We start from the raw sequence: 12,160 nt of genomic DNA, 5'->3' as shown, positions 1-12,160 counted from the left end.
CCTATTCACTCCGGTCCCAGCGGCTCGGCCGGGGGTCCGGGGGTGGGCGCCCCCGGAGAAACACAGCACGGCAGACACCCTGTCATGACCGCCAGTCGAGCGGGACCTGCTTGTCCCTGTCCCAGGGGCGCTCCCAGCCCGCGAAGTGCAACAGGCGGTCGATCACTCCGGCCGTGAAACCCCAGACCAGAGCCGATTCGACCAGGAATGCCGGGCCTCGGTGGCCGCTGGGGTGGACGGTGGTGGCGCGGTTGGCGGGGTCCGTGAGATCCGCCACGGGGACGGTGAAGACGCGGGCCGTCTCGTTCGGGTCGACGACCCCGACCGGGCTGGGCTCGCGCCACCAGCCGAGCACGGGTGTGACGACGAATGAGCTGACCGGGATGTAGAGGGCGGGCAGCACACCGAAGAGCTGGACGCCGGCGGGGTCGAGGCCGGTCTCCTCCTCGGCCTCGCGCAGCGCGGCCCGCAGCGGCCCGTCACCTCGCGGGTCGCCGTCCTCCGGGTCGAGGGCGCCGCCGGGGAAGGAGGGCTGGCCGGCGTGGGAGCGCAGGGATCCGGCCCGTTCCATGAGCAGCAGCTCGGGGCCGCGCTCGCCGTCGCCGAAGAGGATGAGCACGGCCGACTTGCGTCCCGAGCCGTTCTCCGGCGGCAGAAAGCGGCTCAGCTGCAGCGGCTCGACGGTCTCCGCCGCCCGGACCACCGGGTCCAGCCAGCCCGGCAGGCCCTCCTTGCTCAGCGTCACCGGACCCTTGTGCGTGTCGTGCGTGTACGTCATCGCCACCCCCGTCCTGCCGTGTCCAACGCCCGAGGGCACCGACATCGTTCCGTCATCCGGCCCCCAGCGGCGGGGCGGGTGTCCCGCCGGCGTCGAGGTAGGCCTGCGGTGGCTTCAGGCGCTGGCCCGGGAAGCCGCCCTTCTCGTACTTCAGGAGCTTCTTGGCCTTCTCCGGGTCGGTCTCGCCCTCGCCGTAGGCCGGGCAGAGCGGGGCGATGGGGCAGGCGCCGCAGGCGGGCTTGCGGGCGTGGCAGATGCGGCGGCCGTGCCAGATGACGTGGTGGGACAGGTCGGTCCAGTCGCTCTTGGGGAACAGCGCGCCGACGGCGGCCTCGATCTTGTCGGGGTCGGTCTCGTCGGTCCACTGCCAGCGCCGCACGAGCCGCTGGAAGTGCGTGTCCACGGTGATGCCGGGCCGCCCGAAGGCGTTGCCGAGGACGACGAAGGCGGTCTTGCGGCCGACGCCGGGCAGTTTGACCAGGTCCTCCAGCTTGCCGGGCACCTCGCCGCCGAAGTCCTCGGCGAGCGCCTTGGAGAGCCCTGTGACCGACCTGGTCTTGGCGCGGAAGAAGCCGCAGGGGCGCAGGATCTCCTCGACCTCCTCCGGGTTGGCGGCGGCCAGGTCCTCGGGTGTGGGGTACTTCGCGAAGAGGGCCGGGGTGGTCTGGTTGACCCGCAGGTCGGTGGTCTGGGCCGACAGCACCGTGGCGACCAGGAGCTGGAAGGGGTTCTCGAAGTCCAGCTCGGGGTGGGCGTACGGGTAGACCTCGGCGAGCTCGCGGTCGATGCGGCGGGCGCGGCGGACCAGGGCGGTGCGGGACTCGCCGGCCGGGGGCTTCACCGCGATCTTCTTGATCGGCGCGGCCTTCTTGGCAGCCTTCTTGGCCGGAACGGCCTTCTTGGCGGCCACCACCTTCTCGGCAGGCGTAACCTTCTTCGCAGGAGCGGTCTTTTTAACCGTTTTGCCTGTTTTCTTACTTCCGCCGGGACCTTGTTCGCCCACAGCGGAATCGCGACGTACAACCACCCGCTAAGCCCCCTTGGCCTGTGCTCTCACCGGCGATTTGGACACCCGGCCAGCCTAAAGCCCGGCACCGACATCCGCCCCGGACCCGGAAGATCGGCCCCCGATTGGACCCCTGCCGCTTACCCCGGGACACCTGTGCGGCATCCTTGTGACAGATCACACTGTTTGGACCGTCCGGCAAAATGGGGAACACGGTCCCCTGGCACACGGGGGAGCAAGATCCCCTGAGCAGGTCGACAAGGAGAGAACTCGTGGACGACGTTCTGCGGCGCAACCCGCTCTTCGCGGCTCTCGACGACGAGCAGTCCGCGGAGCTTCGCGCCTCCATGAGTGAGGTGACCCTCGCACGCGGCGACTCCCTGTTCCACGAGGGCGACCCCGGCGACCGGCTCTACGTCGTCACCGAGGGCAAGGTCAAGCTCCACCGCACCTCACCCGACGGCCGCGAGAACATGCTCGCCGTCGTCGGCCCCGGCGAGCTGATCGGCGAGCTGTCGCTGTTCGACCCGGGCCCGCGCACGGCGACCGCCACCGCGCTGACCGAGGTCAAGCTGCTGGGTCTCGGCCACGGCGACCTCCAGCCCTGGCTGAACGCGCGCCCCGAGGTGGCCACCGCCCTGCTGCGCGCCGTCGCGCGCCGGCTGCGCAAGACCAACGACGCCATGTCCGACCTGGTCTTCTCCGACGTCCCCGGCCGCGTGGCGCGCGCCCTGCTGGACCTCTCCCGCCGCTTCGGCGTGCAGTCCGAGGAGGGCATTCACGTCGTCCACGACCTCACGCAGGAGGAGCTGGCCCAGCTGGTCGGCGCCTCGCGCGAGACCGTGAACAAGGCCCTCGCCGACTTCGCCCAGCGCGGCTGGCTCCGCCTCGAGGCGCGGGCCGTGATTCTGCTGGACGTCGAGCGGCTGGCGAAGCGCTCGCGCTGACGCCTGCTTCGACCGTACGACCGCGGGGTCCGGCTTCTCGGAATGCCGGGCCCCGCTGTCGTGACCGTGGCTTCCCGGGGCTGAAAACACGCCACGGCCCGCCGTAAATCAGCTGACCCGGCACTCCCGACCGGGCACAGTGGCCCCATGGCCGCAACCGCTGCATCCAAGGGCCTCGACGGCCTGGGCTTCATCGAGCGCGAGGGCTCCCTCGCGCGCGTGCCGCACGCCTTCCGGCCGGTCGTGGCCGCGGCCCGCGACCGGCTGCTGGACCTCTTCGGCCCGCGCCTGCACAGCGCCTACCTCTACGGCTCCGTTCCGCGCGGCACCGCGCGCGTGGGACGCAGCGACCTGGACCTGCTCGTCGCCCTGCGCGAGGAGCCGGCCGACGCCGACCGGGAGGCCGCCCGCGCCCTCGGCGAGGCGCTCGACAAGGAGTTCCCGCAGATCGACGGCGTCGGCACGCTGCTGTACGGGCGGGCGCGGCTGCTGAGCGACCTGGAGACGCACGACCTGGGCTGGTTCGTGGCCTGCCTGTGCACCCCGTTGCTCGGTGACGACCTCGCCGAGTACCTGCCCCGCTACCGGCCCGACTCCCTGCTCGCCCGGGAGACCAACGGCGACCTCGCGCTGCTCCTGCCCCGCTGGCGGCAGCGCATCGCCGCCGCCGCGGACTCCGAGGAGGCCCGGCGGCCGCTGGTGCGCTTCATGTCCCGGCACCTGGTGCGCACCGGCTTCACCCTCGTCATGCCCCGCTGGAACGGCTGGACCAGCGACCTGCGGGAGATGGCGGAGGTGTTCGGCGCGTACTACCCACAGCGGGCGGCGCTGCTGCTCGGGGCGGCGGAGTACGGCCACGAACCGGTCGGCGACCCCGAGGTCCTGCGGTCGTACGTGGACGACCTCGGCCCCTGGCTGGCCGAGGAGTACGCGCGCGTGCACGGGGTCAAGGCGCCCCGGCCGGACCAGAGCCCGTCCGGCTGATGGGGTCGCAGGCGAACAGGAGGACAGGAGGACAGGGGACGGGCGGACAGGCCCTAGATGAGCCCGTGCTCGCTCAGGTAGTCCATCTGGGCCCGCACCGACAGCTCGGCCGCCGGCCACAGCGAGCGGTCCACGTCGGCGTACACGTGCGCGACGACCTGGGCGGGGCTGCGGTAGCCGTCCTCGACGGCCGTCTCGACCTGGGCGAGACGGTGGGCGCGGTGGGCGAGGTAGAACTCGACCGCCCCCTGGGCGTCCTCCAGGACCGGCCCGTGGCCCGGCAGGACCGTGTGCACGCCGTCGTCCACGGTCAGCGACCGCAGCCGGCGCAGGGAGTCCAGATAGTCCCCCAGGCGGCCGTCGGGGTGCGCCACCACGGTCGTACCGCGCCCGAGGATCGTGTCGCCGGTCAGCACGGCCCCGTCGGCCGGCAGGTGGAAGCACAGGGAGTCCGCCGTGTGCCCCGGCGTCGGCACGACCCTCAGCTCCAGGCCGCCGACGGTGACCACGTCCCCGGCGGCCAGGCCCTCGTCGCCGAGCCGCAGCGCCGGGTCGAGGGCACGCACGCGCGTGCCGGTCAGCTCGGCGAACCGGGAGGCGCCCTCCGCGTGGTCGGGGTGGCCGTGGGTGAGCAGGGTGAGGGCGACGCGCCTGCCGGCCTTCTCGGCCGTGTCGACGACGTTGCGCAGATGCGTGTCGTCCAGCGGGCCCGGGTCGATCACCACCGCGCGGTCGGAGTCGGGCTCGGCGACGATCCAGGTGTTGGTGCCGTCCAGGGTCATCGCGGAGGCGTTCGGCGCCAGCACGTTGACGGCCCGTTCGGTCGCCGGGCCCGAGAGGACGGCGCCCCGGGGCTGGCCGGGCAGTGCTGCTGCGTCGGTCATGCGGAGCCTCCGCCCGTGTTCGGAGCCGTCGGAATGTGCTTGGTGAACTCCGCGTGCCCCGGCCAGGACAGGACAATCTCGCCGTCCACGAGGCGGGCGCCGGCAAGCACGGGGGTCATGTCGCACGCGGGCGCGGCGGCGAGCACCTCGGCGGCGGTGCCGTACGGGAGCAGCTGGCGCAGGGTGGCGATGGTGGGCGGCATCATCAGCAGCTCGCCCTTGTCGTACCCGGCGGCGGCCTCCTCGGGGCGGATCCACACCGTGCGGTCGGCCTCCGTGGAGGCGTTGCGGGTGCGCTGGCCCTCGGGGAGCGCGGCGACGAAGAACCAGGTGTCGTACCGGCGGGCCTCGAACTCGGGGGTGATCCAGCGGGTCCAGGCGCCCAGCAGGTCGGAGCGCAGCACCAGGCCGCGGCGGTCGAGGAACTCGGCGAAGGACAGCTCGCGCGCGACCAGGGCGGCGCGGTCCGCCTCCCAGTCGTCGCCGGTGGTGTCGCCGACGACCGAACCGGCGTCGGGCCCGGCGAGCAGGACGCCCGCCTCCTCGTACGTCTCCCGCACGGCCGCGCACACGATCGCCTGGGCGCCGGACTCGTCCACGCCGAGCCGGTTCGCCCACCACGCGCGCGTGGGGCCCGCCCAGCGGACCTGGCGGTCGTCGTCGCGCGGGTCGACCCCGCCCCCCGGGTACGCGTACGCGCCTCCGGCGAAGGCCATGGAGGCGCGTCTGCGCAGCATGTGGACGGCCGGGCCTGCTGCGGTGTCCTTCAGGAGCAGCACCGTGGCCGCGCGCCGGGGGGACACCGGGGTGAGGGTGCCGTCCGCGAGCGCACGGATGCGGTCCGGCCACTCCGGGGGGTACCACTGACCGTTCGCCATGGCCGGAGGCTATCCCGGATAGGGCGAATGTTCGAGAGGTGCCCGAGGTCAGCGGGGCTTCAGTGGGTCACGGGGCGAGCTCGACCTGGATCTCGACCTCGACCGGCGCGTCCAGCGGCAGCACCGCGACGCCCACCGCGCTGCGGGCGTGCACGCCCTTGTCGCCGAGGACCTCGCCGAGCAGTTCGCTGGCGCCGTTGACGACGCCCGGCTGCCCGGTGAAGTCGGAGGCGGAGGCGACGAAGCCGACGACCTTCACCACGCGCGCGATGCGGTCCAGGTCGCCGGTCACGGACTTCACGGCGGCCAGCGCGTTCAGCGCGCAGGTCCGGGCCAGGTCCTTGGCCTCCTCCGCCGTTACCTCGGCGCCCACCTTGCCGGTGATCGGCAGCTTGCCCTCGACCATCGGCAGCTGGCCGGCGGTGTAGACGTACGCACCGGACCGCACGGCCGGCTGGTACGCCGCCAGCGGCGGTACGACCTCCGGCAGGGTCAGGCCCAGTTCGGCCAGCTTGGCCTCGACCGCACTCACGCCTGCTTCTCCCGCTTCAGGTAGGCCACGAGCTGTTCGGGGTTGTTGGGCCCGGGCACGACCTGGACGAGCTCCCAGCCGTCCTCGCCCCAGGTGTCCAGAATCTGCTTCGTGGCATGGACGAGCAGCGGCACGGTTGCGTATTCCCACTTGGTCATGGGCCGACTGTAGCCGCTGTTATCCACAGCCTCCCGCGTGACTGTCGGCCGGACTGGTTAGGCTCGAAGGCGTGAGCAGGCTCCAGGTCGTCAGCGGCAAGGGCGGGACCGGAAAGACGACGGTCGCCGCCGCACTCGCGCTGGCCCTCGCCACCGAGGGGAAGCGGACGCTTCTCGTGGAGGTCGAGGGCCGCCAGGGAATCGCACAGCTCTTCGAAACGGAGGCGTTGCCCTACGAGGAGCGGAAGATCGCAGTGGCTCCGGGCGGCGGGGAGGTGTACGCACTCGCCATAGACCCCGAACTGGCCCTTCTGGACTACCTCCAGATGTTCTACAAGCTGGGCGGCGCGGGCCGGGCCCTGAAGAAGCTCGGCGCGATCGACTTCGCCACCACCGTCGCGCCGGGTCTCAGAGACGTCCTCCTCACCGGCAAGGCGTGCGAGGCGGTGCGCCGCAAGGACAGGTCGGGCCGGTTCACGTACGACTACGTCGTGATGGACGCCCCGCCCACCGGGCGCATCACCCGCTTCCTCAACGTCAACGACGAAGTGGCCGGCCTCGCGAAGATCGGCCCGATACACAATCAGGCGCAGGCGGTGATGCGGGTGCTGAAGTCGCCGGAGACGGCGGTGCACCTGGTGACGCTGCTGGAGGAGATGCCGGTCCAGGAGACCGCCGACGGCATCGCCGAACTCCGCGCGGCCCGGCTCCCGGTGGGCAGGGTCGTCGTGAACATGGTCCGGCCCCAGGTGTTGGACGCGGCCGACCTGGAACTCGTACGGTCCGTGCCTCGTTCCTCCGTCGCGCAGGCCCTGTCGGCCGCCGGGCTCGGCGGAGCACGGCGCGGCGGGCACGCCGAGCGGCTGGTGGACCCGCTGCTGGAGCAGGCCACGGAGTACGCCGAGCGGTACGCGCTGGAGCAGGAGCAGCGTACGGTCCTCGGCGAGCTGGACCTGCCGCTGCACGAACTGCCGCTGCTCGCCGAGGGCATGGACCTCGCGAGCCTGTACGAACTCGCCACCGAGCTGCGGAAGCAGGGGTTGTCATGAGTCCGGACCCGGCCCAGGCGCAGGACGCCGCCCGCCCTCGCCTCTCCCCCGCGCGCGTACTCGACGTCGACCCGCTGCTGGACGACCCGACGACCCGCATCGTGGTGTGCTGCGGCTCGGGCGGGGTCGGCAAGACGACGACGGCGGCGGCGCTGGGCCTGCGGGCGGCCGAGCGGGGCCGCAAGGTGGTCGTACTCACCATCGACCCGGCGCGCAGGCTGGCCCAGTCGATGGGCATCGACTCGCTGGACAACGTGCCGCGCCGGGTGAAGGGCACCGAGGACGACGGCGAGCTGCACGCCATGATGCTCGACATGAAGCGCACCTTCGACGAGGTCGTCGAGGCGCACGCGGACCCCGAGCGGGCGGCCGCGATCCTGGCGAACCCCTTCTACCAGTCGCTCTCGGCGGGCTTCGCGGGCACGCAGGAGTACATGGCCATGGAGAAGCTGGGCCAGCTGCGGGCCAGGGACGAGTGGGACCTGATCGTGGTGGACACCCCGCCGTCCCGCTCGGCGCTGGACTTCCTGGACGCGCCCAAGCGGCTCGGCTCCTTCCTGGACGGCCGGCTGATCCGGCTGCTGACCGCTCCGGCGAAGCTCGGCGGCCGCGCCGGTATGGCCTTCCTCAACGTCGGCATGTCGATGATGACCGGCACGCTGGGCAAGCTGCTGGGCGGCCAGCTGCTGAAGGACGTGCAGACCTTCGTGGCCGCGATGGACACCACGTTCGGTGGTTTCCGTACCCGCGCGGACGCCACGTACAAGCTGCTGCAGGCGCCCGGTACGGCGTTCCTCGTGGTGGCGGCCCCGGAGCGGGACGCGCTGCGCGAGGCCGCGTACTTCGTGGAGCGGCTGGACGCGGAGGACATGCCGCTGGTGGGACTGGTGCTCAACCGGGTCCACGGCAGCGGCGCCGGCCGGCTTTCGGCCGAGCGGGCGCTCGCCGCCGCGGAAAATCTTGAGGAGCCCCGCATTGTGGATCAGGGGGACGGGAAAGCTGGACTTCGTAACTCTCCCGACACGCAAGGCAGTTCAGAATCTTCCGCTTCCGAGGCCGCAGCTGAGGACCCCGCTCCCGAAGAAGGCTCCCCCGCCACCGCGGAGCGCTCCGTCGACCAGCTCACCGCAGGCCTGCTGAGGCTGCACGCCGAACGCATGCAGTTGCTCTCGCGCGAGCAGCGCACGCGTGACCGCTTCACCGCCCGCCACCCCGAGGTGGCGGTTGTCGAGGTGCCCGCACTGCCCGGTGACGTGCACGACCTCACGGGTCTGCGCGACATCGGCGAACGGCTGGCGGCGGGGCGAACGGAGCTGTCGTAGCACCGTGCGCACACGAGCGCGCGCCCGAGCCGAGCCATGGCCCGTGGGCGCGCCGACGGGCGACGGGTCGCCGCGCGTACGCCCGTGCCCTGTGGGCGCTGCCCCAAGGGCATACGCCCGCATGACGGCCTCACGGGCACGCCCCCGCACGGCGGGTGACCCCGCGAAGGTTCCGGCGGGCATGCCGGTGGGTGTCGTCCCGGAACACGCCTCCGACCGCTGCTTCCCATGCCTCATGGCCGGCCGGAGTGGCCCCGGGTCTGTGCCGGGGGCGATGTCCTCAGCTCACCGCCGCGTAGTGCTCGTACACCTCGTCGCTGTCGAGGGGCACGATGCCGACGCCCCGCTCGTACTCCGAGCGGGCGGTTTCCAGCAACCGGCGCCAGGAGGTCACGGTGGGCCGCCGGCGCAGCAGTGCGCGGCGCTCCCGCTCCGTCATGCCTCCCCACACGCCGAACTCCACGCGGTTGTCCAGCGCGTCGGCCAGGCATTCGGTGCGTACCGGGCATCCGGTGCACACCGCCTTGGCCCTGTTCTGCGCTGCTCCCTGCACGAACAGTTCATCCGGATCGGTAGTGCGGCAGGCGGCCTGCGCACTCCAGTCGGTTACCCAGCCCATACCGGCGCCGTCCTCTCCCGAATCGAGGCTCCCCCACGGCGGCAGCGGCATATTCACCGCCGCCAGTTGAGGACGTTACGGAAGGTGGGGACAGCGCAACACCCCCTTCGGGCCCAATCTTGAATGGCCCGAACGGACTATGGGTAAGCGGCAGATCACCCGCGGGAGTGAGCTGACGACATGCGCGACCATCCCGGCAAAGCGGGACAGCTGTGGTGCGCCACACCGGGCGCCAGGTGACACACGAGGCGGATTCGGACACGCCCCCACCAGAAAGTCGGGGTACTTCCGGAACGATTCGGGGTCGCCGGACGTATTGATACGTGGCCGCACCGCTGTGACAGTTGATAGCAGCTTAGGCCAAGGCCTGCGCGCGTGTCCGGCGAATGAGAACGTAGGCGCCGGCTTTGCCCTGCCGTGATGCGACCCCTGCCCGCCGGCCTGCCCCGATGCGCCCGCGACGGACATCACGGACATCACGATCCGGCACCCGAACATCCCGAGAGCCGGTCGCTCCATCGGAACGCTCATCAGTACGGATTAGGCTGCCCCCATGCCAAAGAAGCGCTCGGGCGGTGGCCTGTCGGCAACGCAGCAGGTCGCCAAGTTCCTCGGTGTCAGTGTGCTCGCGGGAGCCGTGATGGCGGGCATCGCGCTGCCCGCGGCCGGCGCGCTGGGCCTAGCGGCCAAGGGCTCGGTCAAGGGCTTCGACGAGATCCCGGCCAACCTCAAGAGTCCCCAGCTCAGCCAGCGCACGACCATACTGGACGGCCAGGGCAACCAGCTCGCGACCGTCTACTCCCGTGACCGCACGGTGGTGGAGCTCAAGGACATCTCGCCGTACATGCAGAAGGCGATCGTCGCGATCGAGGACTCCCGCTTCTACAAGCACGGCGCGATCGACCTCAAGGGTGTGCTGCGCGCCCTGAACAAGAACGCGCAGAGCGGTGGGGTCGCCCAGGGCGCCTCCACGCTCACCCAGCAGCTGGTGAAGAACTACTTCATCGAGGAGGCCGGCGACGACCCGACGAAGGTCGCCGAGGCCACCCAGCAGACCCTCGGGCGCAAGGTCCGCGAGCTCAAGTACGCGATCCAGATCGAGGAGAAGCTCGGCAAGAAGCGGATCCTCGAGAACTACCTGAACATCACCTTCTTCGGTGAGCAGGCCTACGGCGTCGAGGCCGCCGCCCAGCGCTACTTCTCCAAGCACGCCAAGGACCTGAGCCTGCAGGAATCGGCACTGCTCGCGGGCATCGTCCAGTCCCCGAGCCGCTACGACCCGGTGAACGACGAGGCCGAGGCCACCAAGCGGCGCAACACCGTGCTGCAGCGCATGGCCGAGGTCGGCGACATCTCCCAGGCGGAGGCCGACCGGGCAAAGGAGAAGCCCCTCGGTCTGCACGTCAGCAAGCCGAAGAACGGCTGCATCACGGCCACCAAGGGCGCCGCGTTCTTCTGCAAGTACGTCGAGAACGTCTTCCTGACCGACCCGACCTTCGGCAAGACCCGTGAGGAGCGCGCCAAACTCTGGAACCGGGGCGGCCTGACCATCCGTACGACGCTGGACCCGCAGGCCCAGGCCTCCGTGCAGGCCTCCCTGAAGGAGCACGTCTACAAGTCGGACAAGGTCGCCGCGGCCGCCACGCTGGTCGAGCCCGGCACCGGCAAGGTCCTGGCGATGGGCCAGTCGAAGCCCTTCGGGTACGGCAACAACGAGACCGAGTACAACTTCTCGGTCAACCGGGCCATGGGCGGCTCCAACTACGGCTTCCCGACCGGTTCGACGTTCAAGCCGTTCGTGGCGGCGGCCGCGATCGAGGGCGGCAAACCGGCGACGCAGGAGTACTCGGCGCCGTACAAGATGAACTACCCGAGTCCCGTCCAGCGGTGCAGCAGCAACCCCTACGTCAACACCAAGAACGAGACGGTCGAGAACGAGAACGAGTCGGAGAAGGGCCCGTACCGCATGAAGGAGGCGATGGCCAAGTCCATCAACACCTACTTCGTGCAGCTGATCTCCGACATCGGCCTGTGCCCGGTGGTGAAGATGACCGACGCGCTGCACGTGGTGCAGGGTGACGGCTCGAAGCTCCCGGAGACCCCCTCCATCGCCCTCGGCTCGATCGGTCTCTCCCCGCTGACCATGGCGAACGCGTACGCGACCTTCGCCGCCCGCGGCATGTACTGCACCCCGGTCGCCATCGAGTCCATCACCCAGAAGGTGGGCAACGAGGAGAAGTCGCTCCAGGTGCCCAAGTCGACCTGCTCGCGCGCGATGAGCGAGCAGACCGCCGACACCGTCAACACCCTGCTGCGCGGCGTGGTCGACTCCGGTACCGGCCAGGAGGCGGGCCTGACCGACCGCGAGAGCGCGGGCAAGACGGGTACGACCGACTCCCGCAAGAACGCCTGGTTCGTCGGCTACACGCCCAACATGGCCGGCGCGGTGTGGGTCGGCAGCGCCAAGCAGAACGTGGAGATGACCCACATCACCATCGGCGGGGTCTACCGCGACCTCGTCTACGGCGGTCAGGTCCCCGGCCCGATCTGGCGGGACGCCATGGCCGGCGCCCTCGAGGGCAAGGACGCCCCGGACTTCAACCTGGTCGACATCCCCGACGACGAGGACAACGGGGACGGCCGGGGAAAAGGACAGGGCGGGACCGACGGCAGGAGAAAGGGGGACAACACGGGCGGACTGATCGGCGGACTGATCGGCGGACTGACGGACGGGGGAACGACCGGGGGCACCACGGGTGACACCACCGGCGGCACCGTCCCGACCCCGACCATCTCCCTCCCCGGCAACTTCATCCAGGGCCAGAGCAACGGCGGCCACAACGGGCCCGGAGGCCGGCGGGGCTAGCTCCCGCACAGCCCTCCCGGCATGACGGCGGGGGGGGGGGGGGGAGGGGGGGGGGGGGGGGGGGGGGGGGGGGGGGGGGTGGGGGGGGGGGGGGGGGGGGGGGGGGGGGGGGGGGGTGTGGGGGGGGGGGGGGGAGG

Annotated in this window: 12 protein-coding genes; 5 read left to right on the top strand and 7 right to left on the bottom strand. The window is 71.3% G+C overall.

What is annotated here, in order from left to right; all coding sequences use genetic code 11:
* Positions 1-82: 82 nt before the first annotated feature.
* Both AC07CM_RS41785 and nth read right to left on the bottom strand, forming a co-directional pair.
* Positions 83-778: an NUDIX hydrolase gene (locus tag AC07CM_RS41785; protein ID WP_478881771.1), complete on the bottom strand. Its 696-nt coding sequence runs from the start codon at positions 776-778 to the stop codon at positions 83-85.
* Positions 779-830: 52 nt separating this feature from the next.
* A complete protein-coding gene (gene nth, locus AC07CM_RS41780; RefSeq protein ID WP_478881770.1) occupies positions 831-1,781 on the bottom strand; it encodes an endonuclease III in 951 nt (316 codons plus the stop codon).
* A gap of 275 nt (positions 1,782-2,056) precedes the next feature.
* On the opposite strand from nth, the gene AC07CM_RS41775 reads away from it, so the two are divergent.
* Positions 2,057-2,731 carry a Crp/Fnr family transcriptional regulator gene (locus AC07CM_RS41775; protein WP_018547939.1) on the top strand — a complete coding sequence of 225 codons (675 nt, stop codon included), beginning with the start codon at positions 2,057-2,059 and terminating at the stop codon, positions 2,729-2,731.
* 147 nt (positions 2,732-2,878) lie between these two features.
* Complete coding sequence (locus AC07CM_RS41770; RefSeq protein WP_478881769.1) at positions 2,879-3,715, top strand: nucleotidyltransferase domain-containing protein; 837 nt, start codon at positions 2,879-2,881, stop codon at positions 3,713-3,715.
* 53 nt (positions 3,716-3,768) lie between these two features.
* Here AC07CM_RS41770 and AC07CM_RS41765 read toward each other — a convergent pair whose 3' ends face one another.
* The 4 genes from AC07CM_RS41765 to AC07CM_RS41750 all read right to left on the bottom strand — a co-directional run bounded on the left by AC07CM_RS41765 (position 3,769) and on the right by AC07CM_RS41750 (position 6,167).
* Positions 3,769-4,599, bottom strand: coding sequence for an MBL fold metallo-hydrolase (locus AC07CM_RS41765; protein WP_478881768.1), 831 nt, complete (start codon positions 4,597-4,599; stop codon positions 3,769-3,771).
* Positions 4,596-5,477, bottom strand: a complete 882-nt coding sequence (locus tag AC07CM_RS41760; RefSeq protein ID WP_478881767.1) for an NUDIX hydrolase — start codon at positions 5,475-5,477, stop codon at positions 4,596-4,598. The genes AC07CM_RS41765 and AC07CM_RS41760 overlap by 4 nt, the downstream gene beginning before the upstream one ends.
* A gap of 67 nt (positions 5,478-5,544) precedes the next feature.
* Complete coding sequence (locus AC07CM_RS41755) at positions 5,545-6,009, bottom strand: RidA family protein (protein WP_478881766.1); 465 nt, start codon at positions 6,007-6,009, stop codon at positions 5,545-5,547.
* Positions 6,006-6,167: a Sp36 family protein gene (locus AC07CM_RS41750; RefSeq protein ID WP_003975360.1), complete on the bottom strand. Its 162-nt coding sequence runs from the start codon at positions 6,165-6,167 to the stop codon at positions 6,006-6,008. Before AC07CM_RS41750 ends, AC07CM_RS41755 begins: the two co-directional genes overlap by 4 nt.
* Positions 6,168-6,238: 71 nt before the next feature.
* Between AC07CM_RS41750 and bagA the strand changes: the two genes are divergently transcribed.
* Together bagA and bagB are read left to right on the top strand one after the other, a co-directional pair.
* Entirely contained in the window at positions 6,239-7,216 is a 978-nt protein-coding gene (bagA, locus tag AC07CM_RS41745; protein WP_478881765.1) for an ATPase BagA, read from the top strand.
* Positions 7,213-8,538 carry an ATPase BagB gene (bagB, locus tag AC07CM_RS41740; RefSeq protein WP_478881764.1) on the top strand — a complete coding sequence of 442 codons (1,326 nt, stop codon included), beginning with the start codon at positions 7,213-7,215 and terminating at the stop codon, positions 8,536-8,538. The genes bagA and bagB overlap by 4 nt, the downstream gene beginning before the upstream one ends.
* Before the next feature lie 280 nt (positions 8,539-8,818).
* Here bagB and wblA read toward each other — a convergent pair whose 3' ends face one another.
* Positions 8,819-9,157 (bottom strand): transcriptional regulator WblA, encoded by a 339-nt coding sequence (gene wblA / locus AC07CM_RS41735; RefSeq protein WP_069779560.1) that lies wholly within the window; start codon positions 9,155-9,157, stop codon positions 8,819-8,821.
* 553 nt (positions 9,158-9,710) lie between these two features.
* On the opposite strand from wblA, the gene AC07CM_RS41730 reads away from it, so the two are divergent.
* Positions 9,711-12,023, top strand: a complete 2,313-nt coding sequence (locus AC07CM_RS41730) for a transglycosylase domain-containing protein (protein ID WP_478881763.1) — start codon at positions 9,711-9,713, stop codon at positions 12,021-12,023.
* Positions 12,024-12,160 lie beyond the last annotated feature (137 nt).

The sequence above is a fragment of the Streptomyces sp. NPDC044061 genome (assembly GCF_056434305.1).
Note: the sequence above shows the minus strand (reverse complement) of the source record. Positions and strands in the feature narration are given on the sequence as shown.